We start from the raw sequence: 20,382 nt of genomic DNA on the forward strand, positions 1-20,382 counted from the left end.
GCCTCGCCCGCCGGTGGCCAGAGCGATCCGTCGCGGTCTGGGGGCAGCCCGACCACCTCAGGGGATCCCGCGGGGCCGGGTGCCGCGACCGTTCCCGGGACATCCCCGAACGACGTGGGGAGCGAAGCCGGCAGCGGCGCTCCGGGTACGCCAGGGTCCGCCACCCCAGGCCCAGGCCAGGACGTCCCAGCCCGGACCGTTCCAGCGGAGCGGATGCGTGCTGTGTTCGTCGGGGAACCATGTGTTCCGAGCGTCGACTCCGTTCCGCGGCAGGCCGTGAACGGGCTGCTTCTCTACTGCGGACAGGCGGATTCGGGCCAGCCGCGTTGGGGGGTGGCGAGTCCGCCACCGCCACAGGGGCCGGTTGTGCCGGTGCCGGGTACCGAGTGCGACGCCAGAACTGATGGCGATGGGGTCGTCCAGGGTGCGGACGGGCGTCTGGTTGCCTGCATTCGTGATCTTGATGGCAGCTCTCGCTGGAGCGACGCTTCGTAATGACAGCACTTTAGGTAGTCATTTGCTTGCGAAAAGTAGTAAAATGTTGGATGCTGCCATGGAGATTGATCAAATATTACTAAAAGTAACTTTTTTAGCGCCATTCTGTCAGCTATCACGTTGTTCCAGTATTTGTTCCATGGATGGTTACCAGCGAGTAGCATGGGTATTAGTTACTGGCCAGTAGGAGCATGCCGGTTCCCTCGGTGACAACCGAAGCCGGCACTTCCCGGGGAGACCACCATGGGGCACTACAAGAGCAACCTCCGCGACATCGAGTTCAACCTGTTCGAGGTACTGGGCGTGGACCAGACACTGGAGCACGGCCCGTTCGCGGATATGGATCGTCAGACAGCCCACGACGTGCTTGTCGAGGTCGACAGGCTGGCTACCGGTCCGCTGGCCGAGTCCTTCTCGGAGGCCGACCGCAATCCACCGGTGTTCGACCCGGACGCCGGCACCGTCACGCTGCCAGAGGCGTTCAAGAAGTCCTACGTGGACCTCATGGCCGGCGAGTGGTGGCGCCTTTTCGTACCGGCGCACCTGGGCGGTATGGGTGCCCCGCCATCGGTCGTCTGGGCCGCTTCGGAGCTCATCCTCGGGTCCAACCCGGCAGCGTTCATGTACATGAGCGGTCCGACCTTCGCCGGGATTCTCGACGGGCTCGGCAACGCCGCGCAGCGGACGTTCGCCCGCCAGGCAATCGAGCGGCAATGGGGCGGGACGATGGTGCTCACCGAGCCCGACGCGGGTTCGGACGTGGGTGCGGGCCGCACCAGGGCGCTGGCACAGGCCGACGGCACCTGGCACATCGAGGGCGTGAAACGATTCATCACTTCAGGTGACTGGGATGTTCCGGAGAACATCTTCCATCTCACTCTTGCCCGGCCAGAGGGCAGCGGACCGGGCACCAAGGGACTGTCCATGTTCCTGGTCCCGAAGTTCTTGGTGGACCCGGTGACCGGCGAACCTGGCGAGCGCAACGGTGTCTACGTCACCGGCGTCGAGAAGAAGATGGGGCTGAAGGTATCCACCACCTGTGAGCTGCGCTTCGGCGAGAAGCACCCGGCGGTCGGCTGGCTCGTCGGGGACGTCCACGACGGCATCGCCCAGATGTTCGAGGTCATCGAGTACGCCCGCATGATGGTGGGCACCAAGGCCATCGCGACACTGTCCACGGGGTATCTGAACGCCCTGGAGTTCGCGCGGAGCCGGGTCCAGGGCGCTGATCTGACGCAGCTCATGGACAAGGCCGCACAGCGTGTCACGATCATTCATCACCCGGACGTCCGGCGGATGCTCATGTTGCAGAAGGCGTACGCGGAAGGCATGCGCGCGCTTGTCCTGTACACCGCCACCGTCCAGGACAGGGTTGCCGTGGCGAACGCCGCGGGCACGCCGGACGACCTCGCCGGACGGCTCAACGACCTGCTGCTGCCGATAGTCAAGGGCGTTGGCTCCGAGCGGTCCTATGAACTGCTGGCGACGTCCCTGCAGGTTTTCGGTGGTTCTGGCTACCTGCAGGATTACCCGATCGAGCAGTACATCCGCGACGCGAAGATTGACACCCTGTACGAGGGCACCACGTCCATCCAGGGACAGGACTTCTTCTTCCGCAAGATCGTGCGAGATCGCAGCCAGGCCCTCAGCGCGTTGTTCACCGAGATCCAGAGCTTCGCCAAGGACGGCGCGGGGGACGGCGCACTGCGCCGGGAACGGGAGATCCTGGCTGCCGCGCTGGAGAACGTCCAGTCCATGGTCGATGTGCTGACCGGTTTTCTCGCCGGTACCGCGCAGGATCCCAGGCAGGTGTACAAGGTGGGTCTGAACACCACGCGGCTGCTGATGAGTGTCGGCGACCTTGTGATCGGCTGGCTGCTGCTGCGTCAGGCCGAGGTGGCCACAGCGGCGCTCACCGGATCGCAACAGGCCTCGGCAGCCAGGGAGCGTGCCTTCTACGAGGGCAAAGTGTCCACAGCCCGGTGGTTCGTCGCGAACGTGCTGCCCGAGCTGTCGATTCGGCTCAGCGTTCTCCAGGCTACCGATCTTGACTTGATGGACCTGACTGAGGACGCGTTCTGACAGCTGCCCCACACCGGGCGCCGCTCAGGCGTCGTTCGGAGGCGGGGCGGGGCGATGGTCACCACATGCAACCGTCGGGCGCGCGAGACAGAGCCTGGATCGCGCCCCCGGCGGCCCGCCGCTACCAGGCTCCCAGCCCCTGACGTGCCCGGCGGAGGCACGCGGGAGCTGACGGCAGCGGCACGCGGCCGAACGCCTGCCGCGCGTTCACCCGCTGTCGGCCTGTTGCGGCACGGCGGGGTGATCCTCGGACCACCGGTCGTTTCATGACGTACGCAGCGGCGGGAAAGCCTGGTCCAGCTCATTGCGCATGTCCCGCTTGAGCAGGTCGTCGGCCTCGGAAGTGCCCTGGCCCTCCAGCAGGAATCTCGCCACCCGCAGCGTCAGATCGACGCGTTCAGCGAGGTTGAGAGGTCCGTTAAAACGGCCGCTGGAGCCTGCGGAGGTCAGGACCTTGGCGACAAATTCGTCGGCGGCCTGCAGTGCCTCCACGCGCGTCATGCGTTTCACCCCTTTGTACGGAAGCTGTGTCGGAAGCCGTAAGCAAGGCGCAACCGTACCAGGCGAGCTCCTTCCTCCGTTGTCCGCCCCATCCCGTGCTCTTTGTCCCGGTTGATGTCCCGGGTTGGTCTGTTGTGTCCCGTCTTGTGGATACCTCGGCGGGTGCTCGCTATGGCCTCATAATCGTTACTCACAGACACCAGAACGCGGGTCCGCGGGTGCCGCGGAGACTGGTCAACTCCAGGCCAGGGCCACGGCTGGGTCGGCGAGCATCGCGCCGACGTCCGCGAGTACCCTGGCGCCGAGCTCGCCGTCGACGATCCGGTGGTCGAAGGTCAGGGCGAGTTGCGCGACCGTCCGGACGGCGAGTTCTCCGTTGTGTATCCACGGCGTCGGACGGATGGCGCCAAGGGCGAGGATCGCGGCCTCCGGCGGGTTGAGGATGGGCGTTCCGATGTCGATTCCGAACACGCCGATATTGGTAATTGTGATGGTTCCGCCGCGTAGCGAATCAGGTGTGATTTTTCCAGCGCGGGCAGCCGTGGTCAGTTCATGCAGGGCGTGCCCGAGCGCGACGAGCCCCATCCCCTGCGCCCGCGGGATGTTCGGCACCACGAGCCCTCGGGGCGAGGCCACCGCGATCCCGAGGTTGACATCCTCATGGATGAGGATCTGCGCGGGTGCGTCACCGACCGCTTCCGCCCAGCTGGAATTGATCATTGGATGCCGCTGGACCGCGGTCAACAGCGCCTGTGCGACAAACAACAGCGCGGTCACCTTCACACCCGTGAACTCGGGCAGGGCGGCAATCCGGTCCCGAGCCGCCATCATCTCGGTGACATCGACGCTGACGAACTCGGTTACCTGCGGCGCGGTGTACGCGCTGGTCACCATTGCCGCCGCGGTCGCGCGCCGGACGCCGGTCACCGGTATCCGGCGGACGCGGCTGGCAGGCTCCTCACGGGCAGGCAGCCGGGCCGCCTCGACGTCCGCCCGGCTGATCGTTCCGTGCGGCCCAGTACCGGCGATCCGCCACAGGTCGATGCCGAGATCGCGAGCGAGCTTGCGGACTGGTGGTTTCGCCAGTACCCCAGGCTGGGATCGCCGCTCGGCGTGCTCGGCGTGGTCTGGGCGGATTGCCGGTCCGTCCGGTTTGTTGCGTTCCTGCTGCCTGTTCTGTCCGTTCTCGTCGGTCCGCTGCCGGGGCCGGGTGTGTGACGGCCCAGCGGATGCGCGCGGGCCGTACCCGACCAGCACGGGTGTCCGCCCGTCCGCCGGGCTGTCCGTTCCGTGGTCCGTTCCGTGGTCCGTTCCGTGGTCCGGTCGGGTGACCGGACCGAGGTCCGCCGCTGCCGTAGCATCGGTGTCGACGGTGATCAGCGGCCGTCCCACCTCGACGGTGTCGCCGGGTTCGGCGTGTCGAACGACGAGGACACCCGTGAGTGGTGAAGGCACCTCCACCAGTGCCTTGGCGGTCTCCACCTCGACGATCGGCTGATTGATCGTCACAGGGTCGCCCACCGCCACCAGCCACCGGACGATTTCGGCGTCCGGTAGGCCCTCGCCCAGGTCAGGGAGGCGGAACTGTTCACGCGGCACAGGTGACCTCCAACTGGCGGACGGCTCGCGGCCTGGCGCGCGCCGCGCGGGTCTGGTTCGACGGGTCTGCTTCGACGGGCTGGCTCGACAGATCGGCCAGCACCGGTCGTCAGTACTGGAAGGAACGGTCGACGGCGTCCAGGATCCGGTCGACATCCGGCAGGTGGTGTTCTTCCAGCCTGGACGGCGGGTATGGGATGTCATAGCCGGTGACACGTAGCACCGGAGCCTCCAAGGAGTAGAACGCCGCCTCGGTCACCCGGGCCGCGATCTCCGCGGACAGGGACACGTTCGACGGCGCCTCGTGCACGACCACGCACCGGCCGGTGCGGCGAACGGACGCGAACACTGGGGACAGCTCCAGCGGGGAAAGGGTGCGCAGGTCGATGACCTCGAGCTCGCGCCCCTCGTCCGCCATGACGGCGGCTGCGTCCAGGCAGGTCCGTACCATCGGGCCGTAGGCGACGAGTGTCGCGTCGCCCCCGGTCCGGACAACCCGGCTGGCGTGCAGCGGCGTTGCGTTGGCGAGTGGTTCGTCGGTCTCGACCTCCCCCTTGTCCCAGTACCGGCGCTTGGGTTCGAAAAAGATTATTGGGTCATCGGCCGCGACCGCTTGCCGGATCATCGTGTGGGCATCGGCCGGGCTGGCGCAGGCCACGACTTTCAGGCCCGCGGTATGGCAGAAGTATGCCTCTGGCGACTCACTGTGGTGTTCCACAGCGCCGATGCCACCACCGAACGGGATGCGAACCGTCACCGGCAAGCGGACCCGCCCTTGGCTCCGGTAATGGATTTTCGCCAGCTGAGTGACGATCTGGTTGAAGGCCGGGTAGGCGAAGCCGTCAAACTGGATCTCGCACACCGGCCGGAACCCGCGCATCGCCAGCCCGATCGCGGTGCCGATGATCGCGGACTCGGCCAGCGGGGTGTCGATGACGCGAGCCTCGCCGAAGTCCGCGAGCAGCCCTTCGGTGATCCGGAAGACGCCGCCGAGCCTGCCGACATCCTCGCCCATCACAACGACCTTCTCATCGGCGGCCATGGCCGTGCGCAGACCGGTGTTGAGGGCCTTGGCCAGCGTCAGTGTCGAGCGCACCGTCAGACAGCCTTTCGTGGCTGGCGGGCTGGGCCCGGTGCGGCCGGCATTCCGGCGGTCACGCCCGCGGTGGCCGCGATCTGGGTGACCCGCGTCAGGGGCGGGCGGGTGTTCCAGGCCGCTGGTCCGGCCGGTTCCGGATCAGCCGGTTCCGCCGGTACCGCTGCCGGCCAGGCGTCCCGCATGGCTGCCAGGGTTCTGGGCTCGTCCACGTACACGTGCTCGAACATGCTGCGCGGGGACGGGTCGGGCAGGCTCAGACAACGTTCACGCAACGTGGCCGCGAGGGCGTCGGCCTCGGCGTCGAGAGCGGCTGCCGCATGGTCATCCAGGAGCCCACCGGCGCGCAGATAGGCGGTCATCCGTTGCAGCGGGTCATGCTCTCCCCAGTAGGCCAGTTCCTCGGCATGGCGGTACCGGGACGGATCGTCAGCGGTGGTGTGGGCACCCATCCGGTAGGTCACCGCTTCCACCAGCGTCGCGCGTCCCTGGCGGGCCGACTCCAGCGCCCAGCGGGTTACCGCGAGCGTCGCCAGCACGTCGTTGCCGTCCACCTGGATCCCCTGAATACCGAAACCTGACGCCCGCTGGTAGATCGGCACCCTGGTCTGCCGCCGGGCCGGCGCGGATATCGCCCACTGGTTGTTCTGGCAGAAGAACACCACCGGAGCTTCGAAGACACCCGCCCAGTTGAGCGCCTCGTTGACGTCGCCCTGGCTGGATGCTCCGTCTCCGAAGTAGACCAGCGTGGCCGGCATGCGGTGGCCGTTACTACCCGCACCCACCGCATGATCGCGGGAGATGCCCATCGCGTAACCGGTGGCGTGCAGGGTCTGCGAGCCGACCACGATCGCGTAGCACTGGAACCCGTGTTCGTCCGCGTCCCATCCTCCGTGGGTGACCCCACGGAACAGGCTGAGGATGTCCAGCGGGTCGACGCCACGGCACCAGGCCACCGCGTGCTCCCGGTAGGACGGGAAGACCATGTCGTCGGCACGCAGCGCCCGGGCGGAGCCGACCTGGGCGGCTTCCTGGCCGCGCAGGCTGGCCCACAGGCCAAGCTCACCCTGGCGCTGGAGAGCGGTTGCCTCCTCGTCGAAGCGGCGCGCGATCACCATGTCGCGTAGGAGCCCGTACAGATCAGCGCCGGTGAGGTCAGACAGGTAGGGATCGTAGGTCTGGTCGGGCAGCCGCTCACCGCCCGGCGTGAGCAGCCGTACCGGCTCCGGGCTGCCGTCCCGGGATTCACGTGATCCTGGTGATTCACGTGAATCCCGGGGATCACGCGGGACGGGTGTGACGGCGCCGTTCGGCCCGTCTGTGTCAGGAACGGACATAGTGTCCTCCGGTCATCCTCGGCCGTCCCCGAGATCGTCGGTCGCAGCCGCCGGTTGGGGCAGCCGGTCGCCGCGGTCAGCGGGACCGTTCACCGCGGAGCTGACGATAGTCGTCCCATGGTGGCGAGCAACCCCGGACACGGCTTCCGGCTGTCTGCCGTGGTTGGCGCGTCCCGATAGCGTGGTGCGGTGACAACTGCCCCGACGTCCGCGAGCGGCGCCGACACCGCCAGCGCCGACACTGCCGACACCGTGCGCCCGCCCGTCCGTTGTGACCTCGGTCGGGTCGGGATCTGGAGCGGCCAGTTCGACTTCTCCCCGGCTTCGGTTGTCCGGGCGGCCGTGGCCGAACTCGACGAGCTGGGCTACCGGGCGGTCTGGACTGGTGAGGTCAAGGGCCGGGAGGTCCTGGTGACAGCCGCGCTGATGCTCGCGGCGACCTCCCGGCTCACGGTCGCGACCGGGATCGCGCAGATTTTCGCCCGGCATCCCCAGACGATGGCGGCCGGGCAGCTGACCCTCGCCGAGGCGTTCGGAGACCGGTTCCTGCTCGGGCTCGGCGTGTCACACGCGTCCCTGATGGAGATCCGCGGCGTTGCCTACACCAAGCCGTTGACGCAGCTGCGGGCATACCTCGACGAGATGGATCGGGCGGCTCGGGAGCAGTACCGGGCAGTGCCACCGGCCTCCTCGACGCGGGTCCTGGCCGCGCTTGGCCCGAAGATGCTGGAGCTGGCACGGGTCCGGGCGGACGGCGCGCACACCTACTTCGTGCCGCCGGAGCACACGGCAAGCGCACGGAAGATCCTCGGGCCGGGCAAGCTGCTTGTCCCAGAGCAGGCGTTCGTCCTCGACACGAATCCCGAGAGCGCGCGGGAGCTGGCGCGGCGGCACACGGGTTCGTATCTGCGGCTGCCGAACTACACGAACAACCTGCGCCGTTTCGGCTTCACCGACGACGACCTCGTGGGCGCGGGTTCCGACCGGCTCGTCGACACGATCGTGCCGTGGGGTGATCCGGACGTCCTGCTCGGCCGGATCAGCGAACATCTTGATGCCGGAGCCGATCATGTGTGCGTCCAGGTCCTTGATGCGGACCGCCGCGGGCTGCCCCGCCGGCAGTGGCGTGAGCTCGCTCCGGCCTTGCTGAGCCTTGGCTGAGGATGCGCGGGGGACAGTTCCCGGCGCACCCGGTTCCAGGCTGGCGTAGCCCCAGTCCGGTCAGTCCGGTCAGTCCGGTCAGTCCGGACTGACCGCGCAGGTGGCGCAGGTCCCGTAGATCTCCAGGGTGTGGGCCACATCGGTGAAGCCCGCCGCCGTCGCGATGTGGTCCGTCCACACCTCGATCTCCGGTCCTTCGACCTCGACGGTCCGTCCGCAGCGACGACACACGAGGTGATGGTGGTGATTGTCAGTGGTGCAGCGGCGGTAGAGGGTCTCGCCGTCGTCACGCCGCAGCACGTCCACCTCACCCCGGTCAGCGAGGACCTGCAGGTGCCGGTACACGGTGGTCAGGCCGACGGCCTGACCACCGTCGCGCAGGTACGCGTGCAGGTCCTGGGCGCTGGTGAAGGCATCGATCTCGGCGAGCGCGGTGGAGACCGCATCGCCCTGGCGGGTGGCCCGGACGGCTGTCCCCCGGCCGAGCGCGGACCGTCTGTTACCGCTCGACCTCCCTGGCGCTGCGGATGTGGGCGGAGGCGTCGACCCGGACACGGCTCGCGATGATGCCGGGGGCGGCGCGGATCGGCTGGATTCGGCACTGGACACAGCCTTCACTCTCTCACCGCTGGCTTCCTCCGGGGGGCGGCAAAGGGGCCACGCTCGTTGGCATGCGGTCGACCGTGCGAAAAATATTGATAACGGTTTTCGTTATTTTCGCTCTCGATCGTTTCGACGATTACGGATCCTCCTGTCGTCAGCTCTGTGTGTAGGTCTCGAGGAACCTGCCGATACGGCCGATCGCGTCGGTGAGGTCATCCACCCCGGGCAGGGTGACTATCCGGATATGATCGGGCCTGGGCCAGTTGAAGCCGGTGCCCTGCACGAGCAGAATTTTTTCGGTCAGCAGCAGGTCTAGGACGAGCCGCTCGTCATTGACGATCCGGTGAACGGCCGAATCGATACGCGGGAACGCGTACAGCGCGCCGCGTGGCTTCACGCACGATATGCCCGGAATATCGTTGAGAAGTTTCCACACCACGTCGCGCTGCTCGTGCAACCGGCCGCCGGGCAACACGAGGTCGCCGGCTCCGCTGTCATCCGCAAGCGCGGCCCGCATGGCATATTGGCCCGGGACGTTGGCGCACAGCCGCATGTTCGCCAGGATGTTGAGGCCTTCAACGTAGCTGGTGGCATGCGTGCGCGGACCGGAGACAACCATCCAGCCGGAGCGGAAGCCGGCGAGTCGATACGCCTTTGACAGCCCGTTGAACGTGACACACATGATGTCCGGAGCGAGCGCCGCGGTGGAGATGTGCTCGGCGTCGTCATAGAGGATCCGGTCGTAGATCTCGTCAGAGAAGATCATGAGGTTGTGCCGGCGGGCGATCTCGATGATGCTGGACAGCGCCTCGCGGCTGTAGACCGCTCCGGTCGGGTTGTTCGGATTAATGATCACTATTGCCCGGGTCCTGGTGGTGACCTTGCTTGCGATGTCGTCGAGGTCGGGCATCCAGTCGGCGGACTCGTCGCACATGTAGTGGACGGGCCGGCCGCCGCACAGACTGACGACCGCGGTCCACAGCGGGTAGTCCGGTGCCGGCAGCAGCACCTCGTCGCCGTCGTTGAGCAGCGCCTGCAAGGACATCATGATCAGTTCTGAGACGCCGTTGCCGAGGTACACGTCGTCGATGTCGATTCCGGCGACGCCCTTACCGGTGGTGTAACGAACCACGGCCGCCCGTGCGGATGCCAGGCCCTTGGAATCGCTGTAACCCTGTGCGTCGGCGAGGCTGTCCACCACCGCCTGAAGAATCGCCGGAGGTGCGGCGAACCCGAACGGCGCGGGGTTGCCGATGTTCAGCTTCAGGACGCGTTGGCCCTCGGCTTCCAACCGCGTCGCCTGGTCGAGAACAGGACCCCGGACGTCGTAGCAGACGTCGGCGAGCTTGTCGGACTGGGTGAACTCCATCTGCCAAGGGTAGGCGCGCCGTCCAGTGGGTTTTCTCGCCCGTGACGGGCTATCCGCCGTACAACCCCCTCGGCGTGGCACGCGGGGAGCCCTGGTTCGGTGGCTGGTTGTGCTGACCAGAGTCAGGGGGTGCGGGTCCAAGTCGGGGTGAGGCCGCGGCCCAGGCCACGGGCCGGACGGGCCGGAGGACGGGACGGTATCGGCAGCGGTCCGGTGTCGATACCGGCGAAGCGGGTGTCCTTGCGGACCTGGTAGACCCAGCTTTTGCTGACACTGATACCGCGGGCGGCGAGCAGCGCGGCAGCCTGTGCCGCCGAGCCGTCGCTCTGTTCCAGCGCGCGGATGATGGCGTCCCGTTTTCCGGCGGTGTCCAGCCCTGGGAATGCCTGGCCGGACGGTTCCGCCGCGGTGTCCGGTAGATCGTCCACATCCTCCGCCACCGCTTCGTACCCGGTCGCACGGCGTCCGTCGACTGGATCAGCCGGATTCAGGGGGCCCGCTGGATCCGGCTGATCGACATCTTCGACGGCTTCGACGTGATCGGGTGTTTGTACTGGGACGGGAGCCAGGAACAGTGGTGACCGCCCGAGCGTGGGCTGCCCTGTGCGCGGGGCGGGAATGCTGACCGTACCGCTGAGCCTCTCACCGGGCGCGACCGGAACATCGGTCGTGTGGGTGGTCGGGCGGCGGGCGTCGGGGAGCGGGCCCACGGGGCGGATCTGACGCATGAGCAGTTCGTAGGAACCGAGCAGAGCCAACGGTGGCCAGGCCGCGATAGCCCTGGCTGTCAGGTTCGGGTCGGCATGCAGGACGTTTGCCGCCAGCGACGCGCATGCGCCCATAGTGAGCAGGGCATAGGACAGCTGGGAACGGCGCCGGCCCGCACGGCGGTCCGCCCACATGCTCATGGAGGCGGCGACGATCAGCCCGTCCACGCTCAGCGGCAGCACCGCCGCGGTCATGGAGTCCTCGCCGTGCTCGATGGCGACGCCACGCATGTGGCGGTAGGAGACGAAGGCTGCCACCGCCGCGACCAGGGTGACGGCCGCGACCGTCGCCATCCGGATGGCCCGCTCCGCGGATGCGCCTGGATGACTACCAGATGACACTGGACGACCCGCGATCACAACAGATCAACTCCCCACGCCGGCTGCGCCGTCCATGATGCCCGTCATCCCAGCCGGAATTCGGCCGGACTCCCCGAAACCCGACCGAATTCCGGCGTGCTTGTTGCTGTTGGTAACATAACTATGACGTTAGGGTGTTTTTCGCTGTTCAGGGCTCCGCGAAGGGGCTATCTGTATTGGGTCATGATTGTTGCGTCGCGCAATGATTCCAGTGTGCTGTCGGTGCTGTCACCGAACGCGGTATCGAGCGCATGCTGGGTCAGGACGGCCGCGGTCGGCCCGAAAGCGATCTGACGGTGGTTGAACAGGAACACGTCGTCGCAGGCCAGATGCGCGAGGGCGAGATCGTCGGTTGAGATCACGACGCTGGCGCCGGCTGATCGCATCGTTGCGAGGGTGGCCAACAGCGCTGCCTGGCTGGGCACGTCGACCTCGGTGAGCGGCTCGTCGAGCAGGAGGATGCGTGGCTGCTGGGCTATGGCGCGCGCGAGCATCACCCGTTGACGCTGGGTGCCGGACAGCGTCTCGAAACGGTCACGGGAACGGTCGGCGAGCCCGACTCTCGCCAGCGCGCGGGCGGCAACCGTCCGGTCGGCGAGGGTGGGGCGCCGTACCCATCCGATCCATCGGTAGCGCCCCATGAGTACGACCTGGATGACGGTGACTCGAGTTTTGCTGTCAAAACTGTCGGCCGGTGGGATGTACGCGACCTGGCGGCGGGCCTGCCCCGGCGGCTGACCGAGCACGGTGACCGATCCTTTGATCACCGGTGCCAGCCCGAGTATCGATTGGAGCAGTACTGATTTTCCACCGTGCCGTGGGCCTATAATAGCGACGGCATGGCCTGTTTCGACGGTTCCGTGGACGTTCGTGAGTACCGGTGTCCGGCCGGCGGCGATCGTGACCCGCTCGAAGAGCACGGCCGGGCCCGCGGCACCTGCTATCGACGCGCCGGGCTGGTCCGATGCATCCGTTATGTTCACTATCTTCGGTACGTTGTAGGTGTCGCCCGACAGCCCCCGCATTACCTCGGCCATGCTTCGAGACGGTACGGCTGTTGCGCGTGCAAGGCATGACGAGCTGTGACCGTGCTGGCGCTATCACCCGTTCGGGTTGGCTCGGCCGGCGGGTGACGCGACCTATGGGTGAAGAAAGTGGCGCGCCACCTCCACCAGATAACGGTCAGCGGCATGCTTGGGCAGCGCGTCCAACGGCTTGTCCGGAGGGTTGGCCGCCTGGAACATATTCAGCCGCTTGTCCTCGCTGAATAAGCACGCCCCAATGATTACTGGTATGATCCGACAGCCACCGGCGTCCGCCGCCGCTAACAGCTTCGGCACTTCTTTGTGATTAATGAAGTCGGATGCGAGAAAATTGGCACTGACCAGAAGGATTGCAATTTTTGCCCGTTCCAGGGCCTGAGTGATCTCGGTCAGCCAGCGGTCTCCGGCCTGAATACGCCGATCATCCCACAGGTCGAGCATTCCGTCGCGGATGAGTGGACGCAGGTGGGTGTCCAGTCGCTCGAGCCAGGCCCCGTCCCGGTGGCTGTAGCTGACGAAAACCTGGTCGCGAGGCCGGGGCAGGCGCTTGCCAGCCACCTCGGCGAGCTGTTCGGCGCTGCGGCGCCGTAGGTAGAAAAGTAGCTGAGGGTCCTCGCCGATAATCATCCGTGCCCGTGGATCGTAATGCAGATGTTTCTCGATAGCGGCCGAGGAGCCGGTCAGCCCGGCCGGGTGGCTGCGGATGAAGGCGTCGATCCCGGCCGCGAAGCCAGGGTTGTCCACCCGTACGTCCTCGCGCAGGTCGTCAAGGCGCAGGACCCCGTCATCATGGCGGCCCAGCTGGGTAAGCAGATGGATGCAGGTGGCTTCGGCGGGTCCGTCGAGCGCGGCGAAGCCGGCCAGCTCCGGGTCGTACTTGGCGGCCAGATCACGCATCACCCTCGTCTCCGCACGGGTGACGTCGCCGGCTATCTCCACGGAGAACGGCTGAGTCCGCTCGACACCGTGGAGAACGGCCAGCTCCCAGCACAGCATCTGCGCGGTCAGCAGGCTCCCCGCCGCCGCCCGCACGATCTGCGCACGGTCCTTGAAGACCAGATTGAGCGCTTGTTCGCCTTTGCCGATGACGTCGAGGACGAGGGCGTTGCCGTCCGTGCGCAGACCGGCCGCGGACAGCCGGAAGACGTCGATGCGGGTGGCCACGTCGAAACCCAGGTCGACCAGGCTCGCGCCGGTACCCGGTATCCCCACGACGAGGAGCTTGGCCGCCGATTCTTCGTCGGCGAGCACCTTGAGGTGGTCGAGCAGCCTCTCCCGCAGCTCCGCGGGCAGCCGGTGGAAGTCGTCGACGGCAACCGTGCCGACATGGTGCTCCGGGAGCCGCTCGATCGCCGGGCGGTCGGCTGGTTTGCGGGCACTGAGCATCTGGACCTGTCCCAGCGAGGGCCCGGCCCGTTCCAGCGCCTTCTTGAGCAGCGTCGTCTTGCCGATACCGGACGGCCCTTCGACGACGATGCCCCGGCCGGTGGTGCGCAACGCCATGATGAGCCGGAAGAACTCCGGCGGCTCGACAAAGGTCAGTGACGGCACACCGCTGCGCTTGAAGACGTCGTTGAGGTCGAAGACCTCTGTGGACGCCGCCGGATCGGTGCCGTAGGGTGTGTTGTCTCCCAGGATCAGTGGTGCCGGGGGCGTTGTATATCGGCCAGCTGGGTAAGCGCCGCCCGGAGGTCCGGACCTGGCTTCCCAGGTGTTCCGGGTGGCCTCGTCGATGGCGAGCCAGACGCCCTCGACGACACTCGCGATCGCGGCGTCCCGGCTCTCCCATTCGCTGATGGGCACGCCACCGCTCGGCAGTGGAGTGAGATCCCGGAGCTGGGTCCGCTGCCAGGTAATCGGATGGGTGATCACCGGTATCACGATCAGACGGCCGGCGCTTTGTTCGGCCAGCAGCTTCTCGACCGCGACGGATTCCAGGAACTGGGAACGAAGCAGCCCACGGCTTATCAGCAACAGGACCACGTCGCCGTTCTCGGCTGGCAGTACCTGATTGTCGATACCGTTTCCGCTGCTGGTCTGCCCATGCCCAACGGGATTATCGAGCAGCGCGTCGATCTGCCATAGAATCGGTTCCAGCCGCGTTTCGCGGCGAAGCATGAAGGCGCTCCAGATTTCCCTGGCGTCGTCCGAGTCGTGAGCGTGGATGACGAAGATCTTGCGTCCGTGGGCAGCACTCGCCGCTGATGGGTCCTCGTTCGCCCTCAGGACATCCGGCAGTCGTTCCATGAGAGCATGTTGTCGTGTTCTTGTGTAGGTCCGTACGACCGCCGCGACGGCGTCATCGATTTCTTCGGGGTAGACGGCGGTCAGATCCAGGGCCGGTATATTTCGCAGCTCGGATGGCAGTCCGGTTTCTCTGACGATGACGGGTAGTACGGGTCTACGTGATTCGAGGAACGTCCGCAGTAATCGGGGGATGCTACTCGATCGGAAATAGGAGGGTGAGACCACGACGATCAGGACGTCGGCCGATTCCGGCGCCGGGGGAGGTCCTTCCGACGGTACGATCGGTGGATATGGTCCGTCGGCGGGAACAACCTGGTATCCCTTTGCCCGGAGCGCATCCCTGATCTTCGTTCCCCAGCCGGCGTCCTGCGGCGCGCAGCTGAGGAAGACGTCGTAGTGTGCCACGGGACCTGCCTCGGTGAGTGCGAACCGTGGCGCTGATAGTAACCGGGCGGATCGTGACTGTGGGTGTCGGACGTGTAGATGACACCCAGATGGTGTGCTCCGCGGAGGAGGATGGCCGGCATCGGTCGGTCATGGCCCAGCATCAGGTTGTGGCCCAACACCGGTCATGAGGTGCGGTAGGTGATGGTGACGCGGCGGTTCTGGGCGCGGCCGGCGCTGTTGTCCGAACCGTCCGGATTGGTGTTCGCGGCGACGGGGCTGGCGGAACCCTGGCCGGTCGCGGAGACCAGCACGTCGTGTGGGGCTCTTGGGCGCAGCAGGTCCGCGACGGCGTTCGCCCGTCGTTGGGAGAGGATCACGTTGTATGCGGGTGTGCCGGTGCTGTCGGTGTAGCCGTTGACCGCGACGGTCCCCCTGGCGCCGCCGATCCCCGCCGCTATGTCCGCGAGGTGCTCGCGGGCCGTCTCGGTCAGATCGGCGGAGTCGAAGGCGAACAACACGTCCGAGCTGATGGTCACGGCCACACCGGAGGCGTCCCGCCGCTCGGTGCGCAGCGGGACAACAGCTGTGTCGACCTCGATGGGACGGACCGCGTCCGCCACCTCAATTCGCTGGATCGAGGCGGCGATAGCCTGATCGCTGACTGTGGCCGAGGGCGCGGGCGGCTCCGACGCGGCCCAGGCGTTCGGTTCGTCGGCCCAGAGAACGGCGCCGGCGACCAAGGCGACAACCGTGACGACGGCAACCGTGACGATGGAGATCGCGGTGGCCGGGCGCCGACGTCGTGCGCCGCCGCTTCGGCCACCCGGGCTATCGGCTGACCGGAGCATCGTCGAACAACAGCCGATCGTCGGCATAGACGTCGACGGTCCGCACGTCCTCAGGCGGCGCCGCGAACGTGTACGAGGCGCTGACCGGGGTGTTGTTGACAGTCTTCGTCCGCGGGCCGCTCGCGCCGAGTTCAGTGTTGCGGCTGTCCTGGACGACCACGTAACGCTTCAGATTGGTGCTGTCGACAAGAGCGATGGCCGGGCTATGCGCGGCGAACATGTCGAAAACCGAGATCTCCTTGTCGCGTGGGAGATCACTATACCTCGGTGTCCACACAACGGTCAGCGTCGCCAGCCGCCCGTCCACCTTCAGGCTGATGAAACCGACCTCGACGGTTCCGGAACCTCCACCCGGAGCGCGGAAGCTGGCCGTTCGGGAGGCGACAGCGCCATCCGCGGCGCCCTGGCCGGCCCCGGTCGTACCGGCCCGCGGCGTGGTCACCGTGGTGGCCGATGCGTGGGCCGGCGGCGAAGCCTTGTTCGAGCCGCCGGAGCAGCCGGCGCTGACCAGCACGATCGCGCCAAGCGTGGCTGTGCGCAGAATCAGGCGGGTTCTCATCCTGCGGAACATCTGGACCTCCCGCATGAGTGTGATGACGGTGCGCGGTCCCGATTATGCGGATGGAGGCTGGTCCGGAGTTCCCGATTCGGTGGATGTGTGCGTGATGCTCACAGGTGGCGGTTTCAAAAATGTCATATTGACAAACTCGATGATTTTATGTATGGGCAGCTAGGCCTGCTTGCCTGGGTTCCGTCCCGCCAATCCACGCCACGGAAGTTTCTTGATCGACGTTGTTCGAGTCGTCTGACGAGTATTGTTTGATTGTGTTTCTTGTTGAAAATGTCTATTTTTAGTGTCTTTGTAGATCCGAAACAACACATGAGCAACCGGCGTGGAGTGTGGTAGCGATCCGCTGGGCTGGCGGAGGATTCTAGGCTGTCAGGTGTTCCGCGAAGGTGCTCCCTCATCCAGGAGGTGTTAGTTGATCTTCAGATATGTGGGTGACGGACGCCCGTATCCTGACCATGGCCTGAGCCAGCGGGAATGGGCCGCGATCCCCCCGCGCCAGGTCAGGTTGGACCAACTGATCACAACCAAGCGGGTGCTCGCGCTTGACGTCCTCCTCGACGAGGATTCGACCTTCTACGGGGACCTGTTCCCGCATGTTGTGGAGTGGGACGACGCGCTCTATCTGGAGGACGGCCTCCACCGTGCCGTTCGTGCGGCGTTGCAGCAGCGCAACTCCATCCACGCTCGTGTGCATGTGCTCCAGCCGAACCGGACCGTGGACACGGCTGGGTCCACCGGGGCTGACACGGCGTTCGGCGGCGCGGCAACCAGGGTCGGCCCGTGGCTTGGTGTCAGTTCCCGCTGATCAGATAGGTCGTGTAACGGTCTGTGCCGACTTTTCCGAAGATGTGCTCCGGGCAGTCGTGCGCGGGCTTGTAGGCAACGATCGGCCGCCAGACCGGCAAACGTCCGATCTGGGTGAGGGCGCCGCCAGCGAGTTTGCGAGCGTCCGCCTGGGTGCGGTCCTGTTCGTCACTGAGTTCATACCATGATCCGCACCAGCGGATCTCTCTCGGGCGGCTCGTCCACGCCGCGGTATGGAAGAACCACAGCAGGTACATCTCCCGGAACAATAAAGTGATCATGAAAATGACCAGCAGCGAACGGACAAAGTTCCCGGTTCGGCTTGAAGCGAGAACAGGGCTCACGGGACAAGGACTCTGGAATGCGGCCAGACGATCTTTAGAGCGCCTGGCCGCGGGGGACGCGGCGTCGCGGGGCTGGGGCATGCCCCTGGCGTCATCACTCCCCGTCCATCGCCGCGCGACGCACGGGTACCCCGGCTCGTCGGTCGCCGGCCACCATGGCGCATGCCTCCTTCGTCTCGCGGTGCACGTACCCCAACCCCACTCCTTGATCCGCGCCCCTGTCGCTGGTCGCTCTTGGTAGCGTTCCTGGGCGAATTGTCCGACCATCCGATGGGAGACGTCCTGCGGCCCCGACCACCGTGCGCCACTGCCCGCTTCTGTCCAACCATGATCGTATTGGCCGGCCGGTCCCCCGGGAATTCGCCCGGCCCGAACACACCATAGGGGCATTTAGCCGTGTTCCGCGGCAACCGGCCGCCCGGCGCGCCACGCGGCCAGCGGATCGTCAGCTGTGCGGCCGGTAGGCGGCGACCAGCACGGCGACACCTGTGGTGATCGGTACCGACAGCACCAGGCCGATGCCGCCCTGCGTGCCAGGCTGGTCCGGCATCCCTGGGGACGCCGGACCAGCTCACGGGCTGAGGTCCAACAGGCGCACCGGCTGACCCACCCACCGGTCCGGTGCCACCGTCGCGATCACCGCACCCGCGGGACGTTCCGGGGTGGGCTCGGCCGCATAGCGGACGTGCGCCGGCGCCCAGCCGGTATCGCGGGCCACTGCGAGCGCGGCCGCCAGGTCCAACTCCACGATGGTCACCGCCGGCAGCGCGGCGATGTGCTCGGCGGTGCCCGGCCGGGCCCGGTCCGCCTCCACCAGCGCACACGCCGGCGCGTACAGAAAATGGCCCGGCTCGGTGTGGGCAAGGTGAATCAGCTCGGAGGCCAGCCGGTTGCCGTGCCCGGCCGAGAGCATCGCCGTGTCATCCAGCACCACATGCAGCGCGTCGCTCACCGCCCCAACGCCCGCGCCAGCCGCCGGTCCAACTCCTCCCGGGCCTGCGTGGCCTCCTCCTCCGTCGGGTCGTAACCACTCCACTCCCGCAGCACCGCCCGCGCCCGCTCCGCACGCTCAGCCCGCTCCGCAGGCGTCAGCAGCGTGCTCGCCAACCGCGCCAGATACGCCCGCAACGACAACCCTTCCGCAGCCGCCACCGCCGCCAACCGATCCCGCGCCTCCGCCGGAATCCGCACATTCGCATCCGTCATGGACAGCCTCCTTTCACCCACCCAGCAGAATACGGGTACGTGAACGTACCCTGGCAGATGCCGCAGGCTGCCCGTCATCTCATCCCCCCGCACTGTGTTCAGGATGCGGCGGGGGAGTGCCCGAGCAGTGGCACCCCCACACGGCAGCGGACTCCTGGTAAAGCGCGGGTGTCGAATCCAACCGCCCTACCAGGAGCCCGAGCGCCAGTATCGTCTGCGTGCACGTGTGTGTCCTGCCCCGCCCACCCCGAATCCCGCCAGTCGATGGCCGTAGCACCACACGACGGTTTCTACCCGTCCTCGACGATCACGGATGCGCAGTGGAGGGTGCTCGAACCGCTCCTGCCCGCGCCGGGTAACCGGGCGGGGAAGGGCGGCCGGCCCGCGAAGCACGCTCGACGGCGTGTCCTGGACGCGATCTTCTATCTGGTGCGGGGTGGCTTGACTTGGCGACAGCTCCCCGTGGAGTTCCCACCGTGGCGAACGGTGTGCAATCCTCGTCCGCCAGATCATGTGGATCTTCCGCTCAGGGAAATCTACTTGCCACTTTTAGCTATCGCATGGTCAAGGAAACACTGCCTAGTGCGTGCCGTTTCGACGGCGACTGGCCAGCAGGGCGAAAGCGCCGAATCCGATCCCGGCGATCCCGGCGATCAGGCCCGCGATACCCAGCCCTCGAGCTGTTCCGTCGCTGCTGTCGGCGCTTTGGGAAGCGGTCTGCACCGTCACGCCGCTGGTCGCCCCCGTGTTGTTCGGCGTGCTGGCGGCGGCTGCGGCGGTTCCTGAACCGCCGTGCGTGTCGGTGCTGTCGGTGCTCGCCGCGGTGATGGTCAGCGTCGGTGCCGGGTGCTCGGGCTCGGCCTGTCCAGGCTGCGCGACGTCGATCCATCGCACGACCTGGCCGTCGCTGTAGGTCTGCAGAGTCTTGAACGCGAGTGTGCCGGCCTTGTCCGGCAATGGCCCGGCCGAGATGACGAACTGGGCGAACTCGCCCGACTTGATGGCTGTGTCGGCCGATGAAGCGGTCCAAATGATCTCACTGACCCCCTCGGAGACGGTGCCGTCATCCGTAGTGATCGGCTTGTCCAGTTTGGTTTTCCTGATTTCGTGGGTCCAGCCGGGGATGTTCTCGACCAGCACCGACGCGATCGGGGCATCGGCGGGGAACTGAACATCGATTTTGGTTGTGGCAGCGTCGTCCCGCTCCGTCGGGACCTCGAAGGTGAGTGTCGTGTCGGTACCAGTGACGGCTGTTGTCGGCCGCACGGTGACATGAGCCGAGGCCGGCAGCGCGAAGGCGATCACGCCGGTGAGGGCGGCGCCGAGTACGGCGGCGCCACGGGTCGTACGGGACATGCTGATCCTCTCGAGGAAAATTGATCACAAAGGAAATTGTGCTGGGCGCACAAGAAGTGCGGCAGGAGCGATCGGCGAGTCACCGCTTGCCAGGATGGCGGTGATCATTGCTCGCCTGAATCCACACTTTTGGGACTTTTGTTCCGTCGATCGCGCCGTCCCACGCGGAGATCACCCCGTGGAACGCTCGTCGCGTTCCAGATCAG

The 20,382-nt window shown here is 66.6% G+C and carries 19 protein-coding genes and 1 pseudogene; 4 read left to right on the forward strand and 16 right to left on the reverse strand.

Features of this window, described 5'->3' with window-relative positions:
• The first annotated feature begins 738 nt into the window (after nt 1–738).
• Nucleotides 739–2,577 (forward strand): acyl-CoA dehydrogenase, encoded by a 1,839-nt coding sequence (locus tag MJ783_RS13280; RefSeq protein ID WP_239310740.1) that lies wholly within the window; start codon nt 739–741, stop codon nt 2,575–2,577.
• A 264-nt stretch (nt 2,578–2,841) separates the two neighbouring features.
• Here the strand turns inward: MJ783_RS13280 and MJ783_RS13285 are convergent, their stop codons facing one another.
• The 4 genes from MJ783_RS13285 to MJ783_RS13300 form a co-directional block, all read right to left on the reverse strand.
• Nucleotides 2,842–3,078: a hypothetical protein gene (locus tag MJ783_RS13285; RefSeq protein WP_239310741.1), complete on the reverse strand. Its 237-nt coding sequence runs from the start codon at nt 3,076–3,078 to the stop codon at nt 2,842–2,844.
• Between the two features lie 234 nt (nt 3,079–3,312).
• Nucleotides 3,313–4,677: a dihydrolipoamide acetyltransferase family protein gene (locus MJ783_RS13290; RefSeq protein ID WP_239310742.1), complete on the reverse strand. Its 1,365-nt coding sequence runs from the start codon at nt 4,675–4,677 to the stop codon at nt 3,313–3,315.
• A gap of 109 nt (nt 4,678–4,786) precedes the next feature.
• Nucleotides 4,787–5,773 carry an alpha-ketoacid dehydrogenase subunit beta gene (locus tag MJ783_RS13295; RefSeq protein ID WP_255720145.1) on the reverse strand — a complete coding sequence of 329 codons (987 nt, stop codon included), beginning with the start codon at nt 5,771–5,773 and terminating at the stop codon, nt 4,787–4,789.
• 2 nt (nt 5,774–5,775) lie between these two features.
• Complete coding sequence (locus MJ783_RS13300; RefSeq protein WP_239310743.1) at nt 5,776–7,110, reverse strand: thiamine pyrophosphate-dependent enzyme; 1,335 nt, start codon at nt 7,108–7,110, stop codon at nt 5,776–5,778.
• Between the two features lie 252 nt (nt 7,111–7,362).
• Between MJ783_RS13300 and MJ783_RS13305 the strand changes: the two genes are divergently transcribed.
• Nucleotides 7,363–8,271: an LLM class F420-dependent oxidoreductase gene (locus tag MJ783_RS13305; protein ID WP_239310757.1), complete on the forward strand. Its 909-nt coding sequence runs from the start codon at nt 7,363–7,365 to the stop codon at nt 8,269–8,271.
• A 78-nt stretch (nt 8,272–8,349) separates the two neighbouring features.
• Here the strand turns inward: MJ783_RS13305 and MJ783_RS13310 are convergent, their stop codons facing one another.
• From MJ783_RS13310 to MJ783_RS13340, 7 genes are all read right to left on the reverse strand, one after another.
• Nucleotides 8,350–8,826 carry a Fur family transcriptional regulator gene (locus tag MJ783_RS13310; protein ID WP_255720144.1) on the reverse strand — a complete coding sequence of 159 codons (477 nt, stop codon included), beginning with the start codon at nt 8,824–8,826 and terminating at the stop codon, nt 8,350–8,352.
• A gap of 202 nt (nt 8,827–9,028) precedes the next feature.
• Nucleotides 9,029–10,243 carry a pyridoxal phosphate-dependent aminotransferase gene (locus MJ783_RS13315; RefSeq protein ID WP_239310744.1) on the reverse strand — a complete coding sequence of 405 codons (1,215 nt, stop codon included), beginning with the start codon at nt 10,241–10,243 and terminating at the stop codon, nt 9,029–9,031.
• A 122-nt stretch (nt 10,244–10,365) separates the two neighbouring features.
• Nucleotides 10,366–11,304, reverse strand: coding sequence for a DUF2637 domain-containing protein (locus tag MJ783_RS13320; protein ID WP_239310745.1), 939 nt, complete (start codon nt 11,302–11,304; stop codon nt 10,366–10,368).
• Nucleotides 11,305–11,537: 233 nt separating this feature from the next.
• The gene (locus MJ783_RS13325) at nt 11,538–12,395 is read right to left on the reverse strand and encodes a metal ABC transporter ATP-binding protein (RefSeq protein WP_239310746.1); all 858 of its coding nucleotides are present in this window, start codon (nt 12,393–12,395) and stop codon (nt 11,538–11,540) included.
• A gap of 114 nt (nt 12,396–12,509) precedes the next feature.
• Nucleotides 12,510–15,065 carry a TIR domain-containing protein gene (locus MJ783_RS13330; RefSeq protein WP_239310747.1) on the reverse strand — a complete coding sequence of 852 codons (2,556 nt, stop codon included), beginning with the start codon at nt 15,063–15,065 and terminating at the stop codon, nt 12,510–12,512.
• 164 nt (nt 15,066–15,229) lie between these two features.
• Nucleotides 15,230–15,895 carry an OmpA family protein gene (locus MJ783_RS13335; RefSeq protein ID WP_239310748.1) on the reverse strand — a complete coding sequence of 222 codons (666 nt, stop codon included), beginning with the start codon at nt 15,893–15,895 and terminating at the stop codon, nt 15,230–15,232.
• Nucleotides 15,876–16,454 (reverse strand): hypothetical protein, encoded by a 579-nt coding sequence (locus tag MJ783_RS13340; RefSeq protein ID WP_239310749.1) that lies wholly within the window; start codon nt 16,452–16,454, stop codon nt 15,876–15,878. The genes MJ783_RS13335 and MJ783_RS13340 overlap by 20 nt, the downstream gene beginning before the upstream one ends.
• A gap of 424 nt (nt 16,455–16,878) precedes the next feature.
• Between MJ783_RS13340 and MJ783_RS13345 the strand changes: the two genes are divergently transcribed.
• A complete protein-coding gene (locus MJ783_RS13345) occupies nt 16,879–17,271 on the forward strand; it encodes a type II toxin-antitoxin system VapB family antitoxin (protein ID WP_239310750.1) in 393 nt (130 codons plus the stop codon).
• Here the strand turns inward: MJ783_RS13345 and MJ783_RS13350 are convergent.
• The 4 genes from MJ783_RS13350 to MJ783_RS13365 form a co-directional block, all read right to left on the reverse strand.
• Nucleotides 17,258–17,551, reverse strand: coding sequence for a hypothetical protein (locus tag MJ783_RS13350; protein ID WP_370651617.1), 294 nt, complete (start codon nt 17,549–17,551; stop codon nt 17,258–17,260). The two genes, MJ783_RS13345 and MJ783_RS13350, sit on opposite strands and share 14 nt — an antisense overlap.
• A 508-nt stretch (nt 17,552–18,059) precedes the next feature.
• The gene (locus MJ783_RS13355) at nt 18,060–18,164 is read right to left on the reverse strand and encodes a YibE/F family protein (protein WP_239310752.1); all 105 of its coding nucleotides are present in this window, start codon (nt 18,162–18,164) and stop codon (nt 18,060–18,062) included.
• Nucleotides 18,165–18,185: 21 nt separating this feature from the next.
• Entirely contained in the window at nt 18,186–18,566 is a 381-nt protein-coding gene (locus MJ783_RS13360) for a hypothetical protein (protein WP_239310753.1), read from the reverse strand.
• Nucleotides 18,563–18,820, reverse strand: a complete 258-nt coding sequence (locus MJ783_RS13365) for a hypothetical protein (RefSeq protein WP_239310754.1) — start codon at nt 18,818–18,820, stop codon at nt 18,563–18,565. The genes MJ783_RS13360 and MJ783_RS13365 overlap by 4 nt, the downstream gene beginning before the upstream one ends.
• 264 nt (nt 18,821–19,084) lie before the next feature.
• Here MJ783_RS13365 and MJ783_RS23690 point away from each other — a divergent pair.
• Nucleotides 19,085–19,300, forward strand: a pseudogene (locus MJ783_RS23690) (transposase); the annotation flags it as partial.
• Between the two features lie 99 nt (nt 19,301–19,399).
• Here MJ783_RS23690 and MJ783_RS13370 read toward each other — a convergent pair.
• Nucleotides 19,400–20,176: a YcnI family protein gene (locus MJ783_RS13370; protein WP_239310755.1), complete on the reverse strand. Its 777-nt coding sequence runs from the start codon at nt 20,174–20,176 to the stop codon at nt 19,400–19,402.
• Between the last annotated feature and the right edge of the window lie 206 nt (nt 20,177–20,382).

The organism is Protofrankia sp. Cj3, assembly GCF_917627355.1.
Classification (GTDB): domain Bacteria; phylum Actinomycetota; class Actinomycetes; order Frankiales; family Frankiaceae; genus Protofrankia.

Coding starts and splice junctions, on each gene's coding strand:
- MJ783_RS13280 (WP_239310740.1), top strand. CDS start 739: ATGGGGCACTACAAGAGCAACCTCCGCGACATCGAGTTCAACCTGTTC.
- MJ783_RS13285 (WP_239310741.1), bottom strand. CDS start 3,078: ATGACGCGCGTGGAGGCACTGCAGGCCGCCGACGAATTTGTCGCCAAG.
- MJ783_RS13300 (WP_239310743.1), bottom strand. CDS start 7,110: ATGTCCGTTCCTGACACAGACGGGCCGAACGGCGCCGTCACACCCGTC.
- MJ783_RS13315 (WP_239310744.1), bottom strand. CDS start 10,243: ATGGAGTTCACCCAGTCCGACAAGCTCGCCGACGTCTGCTACGACGTC.
- MJ783_RS13320 (WP_239310745.1), bottom strand. CDS start 11,304: ATGGCGACGGTCGCGGCCGTCACCCTGGTCGCGGCGGTGGCAGCCTTC.
- MJ783_RS13325 (WP_239310746.1), bottom strand. CDS start 12,395: ATGCGGGGGCTGTCGGGCGACACCTACAACGTACCGAAGATAGTGAAC.
- MJ783_RS13335 (WP_239310748.1), bottom strand. CDS start 15,895: ATGCTCCGGTCAGCCGATAGCCCGGGTGGCCGAAGCGGCGGCGCACGA.
- MJ783_RS13340 (WP_239310749.1), bottom strand. CDS start 16,454: ATGAGAACCCGCCTGATTCTGCGCACAGCCACGCTTGGCGCGATCGTG.
- MJ783_RS13350 (WP_370651617.1), bottom strand. CDS start 17,551: ATGATCACTTTATTGTTCCGGGAGATGTACCTGCTGTGGTTCTTCCAT.
- MJ783_RS13355 (WP_239310752.1), bottom strand. CDS start 18,164: ATGCCGGACCAGCCTGGCACGCAGGGCGGCATCGGCCTGGTGCTGTCG.
- MJ783_RS13365 (WP_239310754.1), bottom strand. CDS start 18,820: ATGACGGATGCGAATGTGCGGATTCCGGCGGAGGCGCGGGATCGGTTG.
- MJ783_RS13370 (WP_239310755.1), bottom strand. CDS start 20,176: ATGTCCCGTACGACCCGTGGCGCCGCCGTACTCGGCGCCGCCCTCACC.